Raw genomic sequence first — 16,989 nt, forward strand, 5'->3', positions numbered from 1 at the left:
GAACTGCTCAGCGGCGCGTCACGTACCCAACTCTGCAACCAACGCGTCGACCACTGCCACCAGATCTCCACCGTGAGCTTCCGCCACGCGTCGTTGACGCTGGTACGACGCTCCGCGGCGCGGAATATCGGCGACGGATGCCAACTCGTCCGCGCACCCGAGCGACACCGCGATCGGCGTGAGATCTTCGAGCAGTCGCTCCAAGTCGTCGGTGACCAGACATTCGTTTGCGGCCGAGTCCAGAATGATCTCGGCGTCGAGACCGTATCTGGCTGCGCGCCACTTGTTTTCCTTCACGTGCCACGGCTGCATGTTCGGCAACGTCTCCCCCGCGCTGAGGCGGCGGTCGAGATCAACGATGAGGCAGTGAACCAATGCGACCAGCGCGCCCAGTTCCGCGCGCGTCGACACCCCGTCGAACACCCGGACTTCGATGGTTCCCCACTTGGGCGCCGGACGAATGTCCCAATGCATGCCACCGATCTTGGTGATCACGCCGGTCTTCATCTGGTCGTCGATGAACGACTCGTACTCGGCCCAGCTCTCGAATTGGTACGGCAGACCCGCCGTCGGCAACTGCTGGAACATCAGTGCCCGGTTGGACGCATAGCCGGTATCGACGCCGGCCCACATCGGCGACGACGCCGACAGTGCCAACAGATGCGGGTACCGCTGCAACAGCGCATTGATGATGGGGAACACCCGATCCGCCGAAGACACTCCGACGTGGACGTGCACACCCCAGATCAACATCTGCCGGCCCCACCACTGCGTGCGCTCGATCAGCTCGTCGTAATCAGGCGTGCGCGTGACCAACTGAGTGGACCACTGGGCAAACGGATGGGTACCCGCACAGATGAGGTCGACGGCCAGCGGATCCGCGGCCCGGCGCAACAGGTCGAGGGACGCATCGAGATCGCTCATGGCTTCGCCGACCGTGTCGTGAATGCCCGTCACCAACTCGACAGTGTTGCGCAGCAACTCCTTGGTGATGTGCGGAGTCTCGGAGCCTGCAAGCTCCTCGACCGCCGAAAACACCTCGGCAGCTGTATTGGAGAGATCTCTGGTCACACGATCGACCAAGGCGATCTCCCACTCCACGCCCAGCGTCGGACGCGGCGAACCCGGAAATGGAACTACCACGCAGAGAATCCAACCACAATGATCGCGAGAACACCGTGCTGGCTACTGCGTGGTAGTTGCCGAAGTGATACAGAACTCAGAGCAGGATCAGCTCTCGGTGATGACACCACACGCAACGCGTGCGCCGGCGTCACCGGTGTCGAGGGTCTGCTGATCCGGCGCCGGCGCGTAACGCGTCGGGATGTTGCCGAAGTTGTCGGCACCTGCGTGGATCATGACGGACGTGCCGCCGTTTGCCACCAGCTGATCGACCGTGAACGCGTCGGTGGTGGTCACGAGGGTGGCCGAGCCGTCCTCGAGAACCTGTACGGACGTCAGGTCGCCGCTGGCGGGATGGCCGGTGTGGCCCTCTGCCTGGAAGTGTCCGCCGGCCGAGAGGAAGTTGCCCGGCTCGCCGCCGCTGGGCGCAACCGAGTTGGTCTCGCACTTGGCAATCTGGTGAACGTGGAAGCCGTGGAAGCCCGGCGTCAGACCCTTTGCATCGAGGGTGACCTTGACGTCACTACCTTCCTGCGTGAACGTGACAGTGCCGACCTTGCTGCCGTCTGCGCCGTTCAACGTTGCGGTAACCGTCTCGGTTGCGGAGCTACCGGCATGAGCAGTCGACGACGCTCCGTGGCTTTCGCTCTCGTGTGCGCTCGGGTCGGCCGCACCCGTCCACACAGGCGGAGTTGTACCGGGGACGTTGCTGGGCTCTTCGTTGTTACTGCAGGCAGTCAAGCCGAAAGCGGCTAGTGCGACTACGGGGGCAACGACGCGCCAGGACATACGCCGGGTGCTGCTGGGGGCCATCGAACCGCTCCTTTGGGTGGCGAGGAAGTGCAACTGATCATAACGGCGTGAGTAGTACACAGACCCGACGGGTGGTCCGAACCGACGGGTCAGTTGGACGTGACGATGACGATCACACCGGGCGACGCGCTTGCGATACCGGCAAATCGCGGCTCTGCCGTCACACCGAGTTCGGCGGCAATCTGCTGCGCCGCTGCCTTCTCTGCCGCGGAAGATCCGTAGTACACCGTGGTGGTGCTCACCGTTCCTTCGCTGTAGTTACCCGTCTCCTCGACGTTCCAACCCGCAGCGGTCAATTCTTCCGCGGTTCCTGCTGCGAGCCCGGATACCGTGCTGTTGTTGAGCACCCGGACACTGACAGTCGACGGATCGACACTCACCGACGCGCCGGCTGATGTCGTGGTCGCGGACGGGCGTGTCGTCGTGGTTTCCGCGGAGTCGGTGCCGGTTTTGGCAGCCGGCGCTGTTGTCACGGGGGCAACCGCTGTTGTGGTCGCGGCCGGCGCGCTCGTCTCGGTCTGCTCGGCCGCCGTGGTGTCGGAATCGGAACCGCCGAGCGACGCCGCACCGAGCCCGATGAACACGATCGCGAGGGCGATCAGCACCATGGCGATAGCGCGTAGTGGTGGTCCGGACGGCTGCTCTTTCGGGGTACTCACACTCTCGACCCTATCGCCAGTGGGCGGTTCGACCGTTCATCGACAGAGGTTTGTGTGTAGGTTTTGCGGCTTCAGGTCACTTCGAAGCCGAGGCGACGAGCCGCCCGGGCCTTCTGCCGGCTGGCACGCAACCGGCGCAGGCGTTTGACCAGCATCGGATCGGCCGCCAACGATTCGGGGCGATCAACGAGTGCATTGAGCACCTGGTAGTAGCGGGTTGCCGACATGTCGAACAACTCTTTGATCGCTACTTCCTTCGCGCCGGCGTACTTCCACCATTGGCGTTCGAAGGAAAGAATGTCGTGTTCTCGGCGAGTAAGCCCGTCTTCGCCGACATCGTTGATTCCGGCAGAGCTGACGCCCGCAGCATCTTCGACCTCGGCGCCATCGGTCCGGCTTCGACTACGCGCAACTGCGCTGTCCATGTCACTCCTCGACTGCTGTATTCGCCGTCAGTGAGACTGTGTCCCCCTGTTGCCCGCGTTCCCCCGGGTACGTGGCCCGACCGAGCAACAAATCACATCGTTGTTCTTCAGCAACCATTGAACCACGAGGTATCGGGCGGGCCGCGATAACCACGCGGGCGCGCCGCACTATCCTTGACGCCATGGCTATCCTCCCCATCCGAATCGTCGGCGACCCGGTACTGCACGAGCCCACAAAGCCGGTCACGCAGTCTCCGGCGGAAATCGCCGAACTGATCGCCGACATGTACGAGACGATGGACGCCGCCAACGGCGTCGGCCTCGCGGCCAATCAGGTCGGTGTTTCGCTGCGTCTTTTCGTGTTCGACTGCCCAGGTGACGATCGTAGCGACACCCGCCGACGCGGAGTTGTGGTCAACCCCGTCCTCGAGACGTCGGAAATCCCCGAGACGATGCCCGATCCCGAGGACGACTTCGAAGGCTGCCTTTCCGTTCCCGGCGAGCAGTTCCCCACCGGCCGCGCCGACTGGGCCAAGGTCACCGGAACCGACGCCGACGGCAACCCTGTCGAGTACGAAGGCACCGGATTCTTCGCCCGGATGCTCCAGCACGAAACCGGCCACCTCGACGGCTTCCTGTACACCGACGTTCTGATCGGCCGGAATGCGCGCGCCGCGAAGAAGGCCATCAAGCAGTCCGGTTGGGGTAAGCCCGGATTGACCTGGACTCCGGGTACGGTCGACGATCCGTTCGGCCACGACGACGAAGACTGAGACATTTGCCCATCTCGATCGGTAGCCGGGTGGTGCTGCGGTACAAGCTCCCACCCGGCTACTCGCATCCGATGACCGACGTGATCGGCACCCTCGAATCCGCGGACCCGATCACGGTTCGCGGCAACGACGGGCGCGTTGTCACCGTATCGGCGGATCAGGTAATCGCGCTCAAAGTTCTTGCAGCGCGGCCCATTCGAGTGGGCGACATCCGCAACCTCGAGATCGCGGCGGCCGCCGGTTCACCGGGAACCGAGCAGGCTCGGATCGACGGTTGGCTGCTGCGCATCGGGCACTCGCCCCATGACATGGACTCGGCACTCCCCCTCGGCGAACCCGGCGGCAGTGCGTCGCGAACCCCGGAAACGCTGGCGGCCATCCGCTCCTGGTTCGCAGATCGGGGACGTCCGACCACTCTGATGCTGCCCGACCGCCTCGGAATTGCCCCGCCCACGTGGATTTCCGGCGGCGAGGGCATCATATTTGCCGCCGACCTCGACAACGTAGCCCCGACGCCGCCACAGTTCACGACCACCATCGACGACGCTCACGCCGGGGACTCCCTCACGCGCGTGGCCACCGGAACGATCGGCAGCGCCGACACGATGATTCTGGCTTCGGCACGAGCCGCCGTCAGCGACGCCCCCGACGGCCGTCGGTGGGCAGGTCTGCTCGATCTCGCGGTGGCGGATGCGCACCGACGGCACGGAATCGGCACTCTGATCTGCACTGACTTGCTCGGGTGGAGTCGAATCCAGGGCGCAACCCATGCTTACCTGGCCGTTCCCGAAGACAACACCGCGGCAGTCGCGACAGCCCGCTCGCTCGGCTTCGTCGAACATCATCGCTACCGGTACGCCACCGCGCCTGTCGGTGCCTGACGCTAGGCTTGCCCGCGTGCGCATAGCTACCTGGAACGTCAACTCCGTCCGTGCCCGTACCGACCGGATCATCGATTGGCTCGACCGATCCGACGTCGATGTCCTGGCGATGCAGGAAACCAAGTGCAAGGACGAGCAGTTCCCGTACGAACGTTTCGAGGAGATCGGCTACAAGGTCGCTCACGTCGGACTCAGCCAGTGGAACGGCGTTGCCATCGCCTCGCGTGTCGGTCTCGACGACGTGCAGATCGGCTTCGAGGATCAGCCGGGCTTCACCAAGGACCCCGAAGCGGAGCAGGTGCGCGAGGCCCGCGCGATCGGCGCGACGTGTGGCGGGGTGCGGGTGTGGAGCCTGTATGTTCCCAACGGCCGTGAACTCGACGATCCCCATTACGCGTACAAGCTGGACTGGCTCGCCAAGCTGCGCGACGACGCCGAAGGCTGGCTGAAGCAGAACCCGGACGAGCAGATCGCCCTCGTCGGCGACTGGAATGTCGCACCAACCGACGAGGACGTCTGGGATCCCGCTGTCTTCGAAGGCAAGACTCATACGTCGCCGGCCGAGCGCGCTGCTTTCGACGCGTTCATCTCGTCCGGTTTCACGGACGTCGTCCGCCCCCACACTCCCGGTCCCGGCGTGTACACGTATTGGGACTACACGCAGCTCCGCTTCCCCAAGAAGCAGGGAATGCGCATCGACTTCATTCTCGGCTCGCCCGCACTGGCGGCTCGCGTCGAGTCCGCCGAAATCGATCGGAACGAGCGTAAAGGCAAGGGCGCCAGCGATCACGCCCCTGTGATCGCACAGCTGGGTTCCTGAAAAGCGGGAACGGCGCGGTCAGTCCTCGACGAGCAGATCGAGATATTCGGGATGCTCGCCGAGGTATCGCTGCACGTACGAGCACACCGGGCGAACCGACCACTCACGTTCGCGGGCGCAATCCATCGAGAACTGCACCAATACGGCTGCCATTCCCTGGCCGCCGTACTCTTCCTTGACGACGGTGTGCATGTACGCCACCACATCGCCGGCTTCGGCGCCGCACCCGAGGATCTCGTCTTCGTCGCGATAGCCGAGGATGCCGACCAGTTCGTCGCCCGCGAGCAATTCGAACCGTTCATGTGACGGGTTGTCGATCAGCGTGATGTCGGTGTTATTCATGGCGGAGTTGTTCATGGTGGAAACCTCCACTGCTGCACGCACGGTACCCAAACTGTGATCCATGACACTCATAGAAACAGTTGCCGACGACGCTGTCCCGGGATCGCCCAATTTTCGCACCGAGAACGACCCGACCGCAATCGCACCGAGATTTTCTTTCGGTACTGAGATACAGTCGCCCGGTGCCGTTGTGAGCGCACGCGCACAAAATTTCATACAACCACCACGGGGGCTCGCACCAGCGGGCTGAGAGGACGGCTAGGGCCGTCGACCGGATGAACCTGACCGGGTAATGCCGGCGTAGGGAGCGCATTAATGCACGAGAAGTCTGTCAACAAGACTGTCCTCAACAAGGCTGTCCACGGCGTGGCAGCCGTGACTACCGGCCCGATCGAGGGCAGCAGCAAGCACTATCTCGAATCGGATTCACTCCGGATCCCGCTTAGACGCGTCACCCTCACCACTGGTGAGCATCTGGATCTGTACGACACGTCAGGTCCGTACACCGATACCGCCGCGACGATCGATCTCGACCGCGGCCTCCCCAGAACGCGCGACGCGTGGGAGCGGAGTGCACGAGATTCGACACAATTGGAATGCGCCAGAGCCGGCGTGATCACTCCGGAGATGCGGTATTGCGCTGTCCGAGAGGGTGTTTCCGCGGAACTCATTCGATCCGAGGTGGCCAGAGGCCGGGCCGTGATCCCGGCCAACCATCGACACGGAGAACTGGAACCGATGATCATCGGCAAGAAGTTTGCCGTGAAGATCAATGCAAACATCGGCAACTCCGCCGTAACATCTTCTGTGGCAGAGGAAGTCGAGAAGATGGTGTGGGCGATCCGGTGGGGCGCCGACACCATCATGGACCTGTCGACCGGCAAGGACATCCATCTCACCCGTGAGTGGATTCTGCGCAACTCACCCGTTCCGGTTGGCACGGTTCCGATCTATCAGGCACTGGAGAAGGTCAACGGCGACCCCACCGCCCTGACGTGGGAGATCTACCGCGACACGGTAATCGAGCAGTGTGAGCAGGGTGTGGACTACATGACCGTCCACGCGGGTGTGCGAATCGGCTACATCGCTCTGACCGCCAACCGAGTGACGGGAATCGTTTCTCGCGGCGGCGCGATCATGGCCGCGTGGTGCATGCACCATCGCCAGGAGTCGTTCCTGTACACCCACTTCGACGAACTGTGCGAGATCCTGCGGCGTTACGACGTCACGTTCTCCCTCGGTGACGGCCTTCGCCCCGGTTCGATCGCCGACGCGAACGACGCCGCGCAATTCGCGGAGTTGCGCACGCTGGGCGAGCTCACCCAGATCGCGAAAGCCGCGGGCGTCCAGGTCATGATCGAGGGTCCGGGACACGTTCCCATGGACAAGATCGAAGAGAACGTCCGCCTCGAGGAAGAACTGTGCGACGAGGCGCCGTTCTACACACTCGGACCGCTCGCGACGGACATCGCGCCTGCCTATGACCACATAACGTCGGCCATCGGAGCGGCGATGATCGCGCGGGCCGGAACCGCGATGCTCTGTTACGTCACCCCCAAGGAGCACCTCGGCCTGCCCAACCGCGACGACGTGAAAACCGGGGTGATCACGTACAAGATTGCCGCGCACGCTGCGGACCTCGCCAAGGGACACCCCAACGCTCAGGCCCGGGACGACGCACTGTCCAAGGCGCGCTTCGAGTTTCGTTGGCTGGATCAGTTCGCGTTGTCGCTCGATCCGGATACGGCACGAGAATTCCACGACGAGACGCTTCCGGCCGAGCCCGCCAAGACCGCGCATTTCTGTTCGATGTGCGGTCCGAAGTTCTGCTCGATGCGGATCTCGGCGGACGTCCGTCAGTACGCGGACCTCCTCGAAACCGAACCTGCCCGGACCGAACTGGGGTTTCCCCAGGTCCGATCGGTAGGCTCTCCGACGTGAACCTGCTTCCCCTGACGCCCTCCGGCCAGACGCCGATTCGTGCCCTCACCATCGCCGGCACCGATTCCGGCGGCGGCGCCGGCATCCAAGCCGACTCCCGCACGATGGCAATGTGCGGCGTCCACGCGTGCGTGGCCGTTGCGGCCGTCACCGTGCAGAATTCGGTGGGCGTCAGCGGTTTCCACGAGATTCCACCGCAGGTTGTCGCCGATCAGGTGCGGACGGTGGTGTCGGATATCGGCATCGGCGCCGCCAAGACCGGCATGCTGGCGTCGACAACCATCATCGAAGCGGTAGCTGCGGTTGCCGCGGAGGTGGGGATCGGCCGCGACCGGCCGATCCCGCTTGTCGTCGACCCCGTGTGTGCGTCGATGCACGGCGATCCTCTCCTGCACGCGGAAGCGCTCGACGCCGTCCGCAACGTCCTTATCCCCGCCGCAACTGTTGTGACACCGAACCTCGACGAAATTCGGTTGATCACCGGCATCGACGTCCAGGACGACGCCACCGCACGTCGCGCAGCCGAGGCCCTTCACGGTTTGGGCGCTCAGTGGTCCATCGTGAAGGGTGGACATCTGCGCACCTCGGACATGAGCACCGACCTGTTGTTCGACGGTGACACTTTCCTCGAGTTCAGCAGTCCCCGCATCGCGACCGGCAACGATCACGGCGGCGGCGACACCCTGGCTGCTGCCATCACGTGCGCTCTGGCACACGGTTATTCGGTTCCCGACGCCGTCGCATTCGGCAAGGAATGGGTGACCAAATGCCTCGAGGCGTCGTACGACCTCGGAGCCGGTCACGGCCCCGTGTCACCGTTGTGGCGGCTCGAAATGTAGGAGTATCAGGCCTGCCACACGCGCCAGATACCCAGATCCTGCGGTACTCCGTTCGGCGTCGTCGCAAAGAATCCGCGGCGCCACGGACGGATCTCCAGGTTCAGCTCTTCGAGGGTTCCCGGCGCAAGTTCTTCGAGAGTTGCCGCAGACATCATGACGTTGCCGTCGCCGCCCAATCCCATCATCCGGGCGGCGATGGTGACGTCGACACCCAACCAGTCGTCGCCCAGTTGCCGGGGTGTTCCGGTGTGGAGGCCGACGCGCATCTTGGGCCGATAGCCGTCGAGGTTGACCTGCGCCAGGGCTTCCTGCGCCGCGAAGACCGCGGCCACTGCCGCGTCTGGGCTGGTGAACACTGCCATGAGTCCGTCGCCCATCCGTTTCACGACGTGACCGTAGCGATCCGTGATGGGTGTTTCGACAGCTTGCGCGACCGCCCGCAGGAGCGCTAGCGTCGCCCCGTCGCCGGCGTGGAGCGACCACGTGGAGAAACCGACGAGGTCCGTGAAGACGATAGTCAGTTCCTGATCACCACGGCCTCGGCCCATCTTCTCGAGGGCCGCCTGCCACACCTGCAACGCGCCGAGGCTCATTTCCCTGGTAGCGGCCGGTTTGTGGTCGAGAAAACGATCGGCGACGCGTGCCACCGCCCGTGCGCCGCCAGGCCCCGACAGGGAGAGCGGGTCGCCGAACCCCGGGTCGCCCGGAAGCAACCGACGTACACGTCGTAGCGCCTCGACGATCTGCTGGTGTCCGTTCAGATCCGACGCGGTGTTGAGCACCGATCCGATGACCGAGCGGACGCCGGAAGGAGCGGCATCGCGCACGTCACCGGGTACTTCGCTCGGGATCGGATCGCTCATTACTCGAGAGTAACCTAGAGCTGCTCACCGCGCGCCTCATGATCACCGGGTTCGAGCCAAGCTTCTGGCCTCGCCTACCGGAACTCCGTTGAGGCCCCCGATATCCTGCGCGTACGTTGCCACCGCAAACGCCACCGCAGCGGAATTCGCGGCGAGTGCGTCCCGATCGATGTTGTCGAGATTGTCCAAGGCGGTGTGATAATTCGGATCGAAACTCACGCCGGGCTCGCCGCCCCATTTCAGTGCCTGCTCGACGGTTTTCAGCTCCTCGGCTCCGCTGAACACGCCGCCTGCCGGAATTCCGATCTCGATGAACGGGCCGTAGTCAGATCGTCCGTCGAAGTCGGTTCCCTCTGCCGGAATTCCGCGACCGCCGAGATAGTCGACAAAGGTGCGTTCGATACCGGCGGAGCCTTCCGGGCCAGGACCTTCGCCGAGACCATCCGAATTGTCACCGTCATAGACCAGATATCCGGGGTTGGGTGAGCCGAGCATGTCGAAATTCAGATACAGCGCGATGGCCGCTTGTTCCTCCGGGCTGAGCCCGGCAACGTACTCGGTCGAGCCGACGAGGCCAAGTTCCTCGGCGCCCCAGAACGCAAACCGCACCGCGTTGGTGATGTCCGGCGAACTACCGAGCTGCAGCGCCGTCTCCAGAATGGCCGCGCTGCCACTGCCGTTGTCGTTGATACCGGGCCCCTCGGGAACGCTGTCCAGGTGAGCGCCCACCATGACAACGTCGCTGCTTGATCCGGTCTTCGTCTGCGCGATGACGTTGCGCGAGCGTGTTGTGGTGGTGACCGTGTCCAGCACCAGAGTGACGTCACCGCCCTCTGAGGCAAGCTGTTGCCCCGACGACAGGCTGATGCCTCCCGTGGGAATCCGCGCAATATCCGGATCGCCCAGGGTTCCGCCGCCCAACATCGCGTCTTCGTTGTTGACCACCAACAGTGCAGCGGCGCCCTGATCTGCTGCGATGGTCTGCTTGGCGCCGAACTGGCACACCCCGCGGGTGACGAGGACGATAGCTCCCGCAGCATCGAGCCCGTCGTAGTCGGAGGCTTCACAACCTGGTGTCTCGTCTGCGGGTACCGACACGACGCGTGCGGTGATCCCGTCCGGTCCGGTGGACGTCGAGTAGGTCAATGCGCGGACCGGAAAGTCGACTCCGCCTGAGGAGGTCAACAGCTCGGTTCCCGGGTCGAAGGAGCTGAACGCGAACTCCGGGGTTTCCACGTCGAAACCATTGTCTTCGAGCAGGTTTGCGACGTAGTCGACGCTGGCGTCGTACCCCGGGGTTTCCGTGGACCGAGTATTGCCGTTGGCAGCTGCGATCTTGCCGAACTGATCGAGATGGCCCATGACCGCGTCGACGGTGACCGTCCCCGAGAAGGCCTGCGGTTCGATCAGCGCCGTGTCTGCGGGCCTGGCCCCGGCCGAACATCCACCAAGCACCAGAACCCCGGCTATGCCGATTGCCAACGCGTGATGGAGTCTCATGCGCGAAAGAGTAACCGCGGGAGCCGATAAGGAAACGGCAGTGCGCCCTTATCAACCGCGGGCGGTCGACAAGGGCGCACAGTGTCAGGCGTCGAGGTCAGGCGTCGAGGTCAGGCGTCGCGGCGATTCACCAGGACAATGCTGATGCCGAAGATGACCAGCACGAACACCGCGAAGTAGATCAGGCTGCCCCACGGTCCCCAGTGGAAATCGCCGGTCGTCATTTCAGGGCTGAGGAAGTGGTTTGCGTTGTTGAAGGGCAGGAACGGCATGATCTTCTCGCCGAAGCTGCCGAACAGTGAAAAGAGGCTCTCGATGAGCAGTGGCCACAGCAGCAGCAAGGCGATCGCGCCGGCCGACTGACGAATGATCGCACCGACACCCACGGCTAGTACGACGCAGAAGAACGCGTAGATCGGGATGCCGTACATCGCGCGCCAGTCAGAGCTGCTCGACAGCGTCAAGCCGACGCTGGCGTCGGCACCGGCCAAGACCTTGGCCATCGCGTAGGCACCGAATGCCAGAACGAAGGTCAGGACTGCCCCGAATCCACCGATCAGGCCGGCTTTGGCGGCGAGAACCGATGCCCGATTGGGCACTGCCTGGAATGTGGTGCGAATCGTTCCGAAGCGGTACTCACTGGTGATCGCGAGTGCCGCCATGATCATGAGGACCATGATTCCGAAGCCCGAGATTCCGGCGGTGGCAAGTGCCGCGTCGAGTTCGGGGGCGCCTTGGGCGTCCGACGTCAGCGCAGACTTGGCTACCGTGCCCATGATGGCGGCAAATCCGAGAGCGAGAACAACGATGATGACCGAGCACCAGAGTGGCGATTTGGTCGTGGTGATCTTGATGCGTTCAGCACTGAGAACAGCCATTACAGTGCACCTCCCATGACATTCTGGTGAGCGTTCGGTTGCGCGACGGCGGGGCCTGTGACCCCGGTCGCGTGGTACTGGACATCGTCGCCGGTGAGCTTCATGAAGGCATCCTCGAGCGAACCACGCTGAGAAGCCAACTCGTGCAGCACAATTCCCTGCGCACCAGCCAAGTTACCCACGATTTCGGTGGTGGAATCGACAACGACCAGAGCGGGAACAACACTCGAACCGTCTTCGCGCACCGTCAATCCCTGCGACGTCAACACGCTGCGCAATGCATCGAGCTGAGGACTACGCACTCGAACCGTCGACTCGGACGAACGATCGACGAACTCGGCGACAGTCGAGTCCGAGATCAGTCGACCTCGACCGATGACAACCAATTGTTCCGCGGTCAAAGCCATTTCCGACAGCAAGTGGCTCGACACCAGCACGGTGCGTCCCTCGGCAGCCAGTCGCTGCATGAACTTACGGATCCAGACGATGCCCTCCGGATCGAGACCGTTGACGGGCTCGTCGAACAGGAGCACCTTCGGGTCACCCAGCAGCGCACCGGCCAGGCCGAGACGCTGAGACATACCGAGCGAGAACCCGCCGGCCTTCTTGCCCGCAACCTCGGACAGCCCCACGAGGCCGAGAACCTCATCCACCCGAGACTTCGGAATCCCGTTCGACGCGGCCATCCACTGCAGGTGCGCCCTGGCGCTGCGGTTCGGATGAACCCACTTCGCGTCGAGCAAAGCGCCGACGGTACGCAACGGATCCTTGAGCTCGCGGTACGACTTGCCTTCGATCAGCGCCTCACCCGACGTCGGGCGATCCAACCCCAGGATCATCCGCATCGTCGTCGACTTGCCGGCGCCGTTGGGTCCGAGGAACCCGGTGACGATGCCGGGGCGGACGGTGAACGTCAGATCGTCCACCGCCTTGGTCGGTCCGTAAACCTTGGTCAATCCCCTCAGTTCAATCATGAGCAGAACTCTGCCTGATCCGGCACCGCCTGCACATCGGTCGCAGGTCTAGTTCGACGTGGTACCCAGGTAGGACGTGGACCCCGGGAACCACCCCGAGAAGACCCCTAGGAGGATGCCTGCGCCCAGAATCGTTTCGGGATCCGGCCGGCGTGCCTGGCCTCGAAACCGGCAACGACGGCATGACGCATCGCCGACGCCATGAGCGCGGGATTCTTGGCCCTGGTGACCGCCGTTGCGAGAAGCACTGCGTCGCAGCCCAGCTCCATGGCAAGTGTTGCGTCGCTGGCCGTTCCGATTCCGGCGTCGAGAATGACCGGCACGCCTGCGCGCTCGACGATCATCTCGATGTTGTGCGGGTTCGCGATGCCCAGCCCGGTCCCGATGGGCGAACCGAGCGGCATGACCGCCGCGCAACCGACCTCTTCGAGCCGAAGCGCCAGAACCGGATCGTCCGTCGTGTACGGCAGCACGGTAAATCCGTCGTCGACCAATTGTTCTGCAGCGGAGACAAGTTCGATGGCGTCGGGCAGCAGGGTTCGCTCGTCGGCGATGACTTCGAGTTTCACCCAACTGGTCTCGAGCGCTTCACGTGCCAACTGCGCCGTCAACACCGCTTCGGCCGCGCCGCGGCATCCGGCCGTGTTCGGTAGTGGTTCGATTCCGAGGCGCCGAAGCAGATCCAGCACGCCGGTACCGCCGGCAGCGTCGACGCGTCGCATCGCGACAGTGGTCAGTTCGGTGCCGGACGCGACCAGCGCTTCCTCGAGAACTGCGAGGTTGGCAGCGCCGCCGGTGCCGGTGATGAGCCGCGAGCCGAACGTACGGCCCGCGATAGTCAGGAGATCGTGTTCAGCCACCCTGCACCGCCGTGAGGATCTCGATTTCCCAACCACGCGAGACGGATTCGTCCCAGCGCCCACGCGGGAAGAGCGCACCGTCGACGGCGACGGCAATTCCCTTGCGTGGCAGTTCGAGGTGTGTCAGAAGTTCGGTCACCGTGACGGCTCGATCGAATTCGAGTTCTTCGCCGTTGACGGTGATCCCGATCGGGACCTGCTCACTCATGAATTTTCCTTCACTGCTGCGAACCGCTGGGGTTCGGTTCCTTTGACCTCGACCAATGATGTGCCGTTCAACAACGCGAGTGTCGCGTCTGCGGTGACCGGAGTCAGGAGCACACCGTTCCTGCCGTGCCCGGTAGAGATGACAACACGCTCCGAGACCCGCCCGATCAGCGGTAGATTGTCCGGCGTCATCGGACGCAAGCCGGCCGCGCACTCGTAGAGTTCGTATTCACCGATCGCCGGCATGAGTGCTTCGGCGTCGTTGATCAGGTCTCGCACACCGGCCATGGTGACCTGCGTGTCCTCGCCCGATTCGTATTGTGTTGCACCGACCACGATTCCGTCGCCGCGCGGCACGAGGTACGCGGGTCGGCCGTGGACGCTGCCGCGGATGGTTCGACTGGGCGCCGGCGTCACTCCCGGCCGGCTGCGCAAACGCAGGATCTCACCTTTGACCGGCCGAACGGGTAATCCTGGCCACAGCTTCGGTGAGGTGATTCCCGCGCTCAGCACGATCTGATCGGTAGCGAGTTCCGCGAGATCGTGGACAGCGCGGTTGATCAATTCGACGCCCGACGCCACGCACGCGGCCCGCAGAGCGGCCAGCAACACACGATTGTCGACAGCGGATTCACCGACAGCCATGAGCCCCGAGCGAATACCGCGGCCGAGCATCGGTTCGAGTTCACGGATCTGCGCTCGGCCGAGGATCTGTAGTTCGTGCCCCTGCGCGCTGACCCATTCCGCGATGGTCGCCAGGTCCTGGGCGTCGGCGCTGTCGAGAGCGACGGTGAGTGAACTGTCGGTGGTGAACACCGACGGTCCGAACTTCTGCAGGTGCGCGCCGAAATCCGGCCACCGCTCCAACGAGGCTGCGCCGACGGTCAATGCCGTTTCCTCACCTGGCCATCCTTCGGACAGCGGGGCGAGCATTCCACCGGCGACCCAGGATGCGCCGGTTCCGATCGCCGGGTCGTACAGCTGTACTGCCCATCCGTCGCGCGCTGCGTACCAGGCAATGGACAGTCCGATGACTCCCCCGCCGACCACCGCAACCGAGCGTGCGTGCGTACTCATGACAAATTCCACCCTTTTCTTCCTGCGCCGGCATGATCCGGGTCAGGTCTGACGGTCGGGATCTTTGCCGCGATCCCCTCTCAGCCCCACGAACTTTGCCTTCGCGACAAATGCGACAGCACAGTTTCGGGACTCCCGTGTCGAACCTTGCTTCCTAGAGGCTACCGTTTGCTTCGTGCACCCCACACATCCCAGTAACCTCTTCGACCGGCGCGAGCGCCTGGCAGCAGCACGGCTGTACCTGTGCACCGACGCACGTCGCGACAAAGGCGACCTTGCACAGTTCGCGGAAGCCGCGTTGTCCGGTGGCGTCGACATCATTCAGCTCCGAGACAAGGGCTCCGCGGGCGAGCGCGAGTTCGGGCCGCTCGAAGCCAAGGACGAGCTGATCGCGCTTGGCGTTCTCTCGGCTGCCGCGAGGCGTCACGGCGCACTCCTGGCCGTCAACGACCGCGCCGACCTGGCCATGGCGTCAGGCGCCGATGTGTTGCACCTGGGTCAGAACGACATCCCCGTCCCCTACGCGCGGACGGTTGTCGGCGACGACGTTGTCATCGGCCGTTCCACGAGCTCACGCGCGCAGGCAAGTTTGGCTGCAATCGAAGAGGGCGTCGACTACTTCTGCACCGGCCCCGTCTGGGCGACACCGACCAAGCCGAACCGCAGCGCGGCCGGCTTGGATCTGGTCCGCTCGACTGCCGATGCAACGCCGACGCGTCCCTGGTTTGCGATCGGCGGCATCGACGAGGCGCGCGTTCCGGAGGTCATCGAAGCCGGAGCCACCCGAATTGTCGTCGTTCGTGCGATCACGGAAGCCGCGGATCCGCAGGCAGCCGCGCGCCGCCTCGCCGACATGATGGTGTTCTAGTTACCTTCCAGTTCAGCTCGCGGCCAGCTGCAAGTTCCGGACTGGTCAACTTGTCCAGTTCGACAAGAAACAAGCTGCACGATTGTCCGTTAACCAGCCCGAATGATCCCAATTAGTGATTTTGGTCACAGATCTGTCCATTGGTCCCGCGTTCAACACTCTCCTGATATAGCTTACCTTCAGCTAACAATTCGAATTTAGGAGTTTTCATGGGATCGATCGACACCGCCTCGCTGAGCACCGCTTCACTCGAAGACTTGAACCTCGGCAAGATCAGCGAACTGCTCAAGCTCGGCATCACCGCCGTTTCCTTCATCACCGCGCTGAACACGCTCAGCTGAGCGCCGTTTCGGCTGGCTGCGGACCCTTCGTTCGCGTTGCCGCCCCCGCCGAAACTACAACGAAAAGGGTCGGGCTCTGCCGAGTCCGACCCTTCTTGTATTTCTCGGGAGTGTCTTACGCCTGAGCGCGAGAAGCCGTCCTACGCCTGGGCGCGAGATGCCTCCGAGGCGTCTTGTAGAGAATCCGCACTACCCGACGTCCAACCGAATCGTCCGTCCGGCAATACAACAGTCCGGGCACCGCCCTGATCCGTTCCCTCGTCCGCCGGAACCACGGACGTTCGCAAACTCGGCCAGGCCGAATGAAATCCTGGATGTAGCGGCAGGCTCTCGACGTCGTCCTCGCGCACCCACCGCAATTCGGTGCTCTCACCGTTCGCGACCGTCTCGAGTGGACTTTCGACGTCTGCAACCACCGTCGTATAGGTCCATCCGCTCTCTGCGCGCATGGTGACGACGTCTCCCCGCACCCGCACCGACGACTCGTCGATTCCGGCTTCTTCGTGTGCTTCGCGAACTGCCGCATGCGTTGTGTTTTCGTGCGAGTCACGCGCGCCACCCGGCAAAGCCCAGGTTCCGCCCTGATGGCTCCACGCCGCACGATGCTGGAGCAGCACCATCGGAGTTCCGTCTACGTCAGGGGCACGCAACAACAATCCGGCGGCGCCGTGACGCCCCCAATGCCGAGTTCCGTCCGATCCGACCGACCAACCGTCACCGTCACCACGCATCGACTACCTCGCCCTGCCTTTAAATTCGCCACTATCCTGCCCCACACTAACCCGTTCAATCTGCCCTCGGTGCGG

Annotated in this window: 20 protein-coding genes and 2 riboswitches; of the genes, 7 read left to right on the forward strand and 13 right to left on the reverse strand. The window is 63.7% G+C overall.

The genetic code is table 11. From position 1 onward, the window contains the following. Positions 1–18: 18 nt before the first annotated feature. From C7T36_RS05715 to C7T36_RS05730, 4 genes are all read right to left on the reverse strand, one after another. The gene (locus C7T36_RS05715) at positions 19–1,143 is read right to left on the reverse strand and encodes a glutamate--cysteine ligase (RefSeq protein WP_033235600.1); all 1,125 of its coding nucleotides are present in this window, start codon (positions 1,141–1,143) and stop codon (positions 19–21) included. 87 nt (positions 1,144–1,230) lie between these two features. Beyond that, positions 1,231–1,935, reverse strand: coding sequence for a superoxide dismutase family protein (locus tag C7T36_RS05720; protein ID WP_033235601.1), 705 nt, complete (start codon positions 1,933–1,935; stop codon positions 1,231–1,233). An 89-nt stretch (positions 1,936–2,024) separates the two neighbouring features. Then, positions 2,025–2,594 (reverse strand): LytR C-terminal domain-containing protein, encoded by a 570-nt coding sequence (locus C7T36_RS05725; RefSeq protein WP_033235602.1) that lies wholly within the window; start codon positions 2,592–2,594, stop codon positions 2,025–2,027. A 71-nt stretch (positions 2,595–2,665) separates the two neighbouring features. Further along, the gene (locus C7T36_RS05730) at positions 2,666–3,019 is read right to left on the reverse strand and encodes a DUF3263 domain-containing protein (RefSeq protein ID WP_033235603.1); all 354 of its coding nucleotides are present in this window, start codon (positions 3,017–3,019) and stop codon (positions 2,666–2,668) included. A 182-nt stretch (positions 3,020–3,201) separates the two neighbouring features. Here C7T36_RS05730 and C7T36_RS05735 point away from each other — a divergent pair, with 182 nt between their 5' ends. From C7T36_RS05735 to C7T36_RS05745, 3 genes are read left to right on the forward strand one after another with little or no spacing between them, the layout of a single operon-like run. After that, positions 3,202–3,792, forward strand: coding sequence for a peptide deformylase (locus C7T36_RS05735; RefSeq protein WP_033235604.1), 591 nt, complete (start codon positions 3,202–3,204; stop codon positions 3,790–3,792). 29 nt (positions 3,793–3,821) lie between these two features. Beyond that, positions 3,822–4,673, forward strand: coding sequence for a GNAT family N-acetyltransferase (locus C7T36_RS05740; RefSeq protein ID WP_045064017.1), 852 nt, complete (start codon positions 3,822–3,824; stop codon positions 4,671–4,673). A gap of 16 nt (positions 4,674–4,689) precedes the next feature. Next, complete coding sequence (locus tag C7T36_RS05745; protein ID WP_033235606.1) at positions 4,690–5,493, forward strand: exodeoxyribonuclease III; 804 nt, start codon at positions 4,690–4,692, stop codon at positions 5,491–5,493. Positions 5,494–5,511: 18 nt separating this feature from the next. Here C7T36_RS05745 and C7T36_RS05750 read toward each other — a convergent pair whose 3' ends face one another. Then, complete coding sequence (locus tag C7T36_RS05750; RefSeq protein WP_373557452.1) at positions 5,512–5,907, reverse strand: GNAT family N-acetyltransferase; 396 nt, start codon at positions 5,905–5,907, stop codon at positions 5,512–5,514. Positions 5,908–6,050: 143 nt separating this feature from the next. Beyond that, positions 6,051–6,158: riboswitch (TPP riboswitch) on the forward strand. Between C7T36_RS05750 and thiC the strand changes: the two genes are divergently transcribed. Beyond that, positions 6,151–7,776, forward strand: coding sequence for a phosphomethylpyrimidine synthase ThiC (thiC, locus tag C7T36_RS05755; RefSeq protein WP_045064019.1), 1,626 nt, complete (start codon positions 6,151–6,153; stop codon positions 7,774–7,776). It overlaps the preceding riboswitch by 8 nt. Then, positions 7,773–8,615 (forward strand): bifunctional hydroxymethylpyrimidine kinase/phosphomethylpyrimidine kinase, encoded by an 843-nt coding sequence (gene thiD / locus C7T36_RS05760; protein ID WP_033235607.1) that lies wholly within the window; start codon positions 7,773–7,775, stop codon positions 8,613–8,615. The genes thiC and thiD overlap by 4 nt, the downstream gene beginning before the upstream one ends. A gap of 5 nt (positions 8,616–8,620) precedes the next feature. Here thiD and C7T36_RS05765 read toward each other — a convergent pair whose 3' ends face one another. The 7 genes from C7T36_RS05765 to thiO form a co-directional block, all read right to left on the reverse strand. Then, positions 8,621–9,478, reverse strand: coding sequence for an adenylate/guanylate cyclase domain-containing protein (locus C7T36_RS05765; protein WP_033235608.1), 858 nt, complete (start codon positions 9,476–9,478; stop codon positions 8,621–8,623). A gap of 42 nt (positions 9,479–9,520) precedes the next feature. Then, positions 9,521–10,978: a M28 family peptidase gene (locus tag C7T36_RS05770; protein ID WP_174557325.1), complete on the reverse strand. Its 1,458-nt coding sequence runs from the start codon at positions 10,976–10,978 to the stop codon at positions 9,521–9,523. 110 nt (positions 10,979–11,088) lie between these two features. Beyond that, a complete protein-coding gene (locus C7T36_RS05775; protein ID WP_033235609.1) occupies positions 11,089–11,856 on the reverse strand; it encodes an ABC transporter permease subunit in 768 nt (255 codons plus the stop codon). Further along, a complete protein-coding gene (locus C7T36_RS05780) occupies positions 11,856–12,830 on the reverse strand; it encodes an ABC transporter ATP-binding protein (protein WP_033235610.1) in 975 nt (324 codons plus the stop codon). The genes C7T36_RS05775 and C7T36_RS05780 overlap by 1 nt, the downstream gene beginning before the upstream one ends. 107 nt (positions 12,831–12,937) lie before the next feature. Next, entirely contained in the window at positions 12,938–13,690 is a 753-nt protein-coding gene (locus tag C7T36_RS05785; protein ID WP_033235611.1) for a thiazole synthase, read from the reverse strand. Continuing rightward, complete coding sequence (gene thiS / locus C7T36_RS05790; RefSeq protein WP_045064021.1) at positions 13,683–13,898, reverse strand: sulfur carrier protein ThiS; 216 nt, start codon at positions 13,896–13,898, stop codon at positions 13,683–13,685. The genes C7T36_RS05785 and thiS overlap by 8 nt, the downstream gene beginning before the upstream one ends. Beyond that, positions 13,895–14,974, reverse strand: coding sequence for a glycine oxidase ThiO (thiO, locus tag C7T36_RS05795; RefSeq protein ID WP_045066593.1), 1,080 nt, complete (start codon positions 14,972–14,974; stop codon positions 13,895–13,897). Before thiO ends, thiS begins: the two co-directional genes overlap by 4 nt. A gap of 2 nt (positions 14,975–14,976) precedes the next feature. Further along, positions 14,977–15,123, reverse strand: a riboswitch (TPP riboswitch). Positions 15,124–15,149: 26 nt separating this feature from the next. On the opposite strand from thiO, the gene thiE reads away from it, so the two are divergent. Both thiE and C7T36_RS30450 read left to right on the forward strand, forming a co-directional pair. Continuing rightward, positions 15,150–15,842 carry a thiamine phosphate synthase gene (thiE, locus tag C7T36_RS05800; RefSeq protein WP_033235613.1) on the forward strand — a complete coding sequence of 231 codons (693 nt, stop codon included), beginning with the start codon at positions 15,150–15,152 and terminating at the stop codon, positions 15,840–15,842. Positions 15,843–16,051: 209 nt separating this feature from the next. Continuing rightward, entirely contained in the window at positions 16,052–16,183 is a 132-nt protein-coding gene (locus C7T36_RS30450) for a hypothetical protein (RefSeq protein ID WP_255285215.1), read from the forward strand. Between the two features lie 140 nt (positions 16,184–16,323). On the opposite strand, the gene C7T36_RS05805 is transcribed toward C7T36_RS30450, so the two are convergent. Further along, positions 16,324–16,914: an NUDIX hydrolase gene (locus tag C7T36_RS05805; RefSeq protein ID WP_045064023.1), complete on the reverse strand. Its 591-nt coding sequence runs from the start codon at positions 16,912–16,914 to the stop codon at positions 16,324–16,326. Positions 16,915–16,989 lie beyond the last annotated feature (75 nt).

The sequence above is a fragment of the Rhodococcus sp. AD45-ID genome (assembly GCF_003023755.1).
Taxonomy (GTDB): domain Bacteria; phylum Actinomycetota; class Actinomycetes; order Mycobacteriales; family Mycobacteriaceae; genus Rhodococcus_F; species Rhodococcus_F globerula.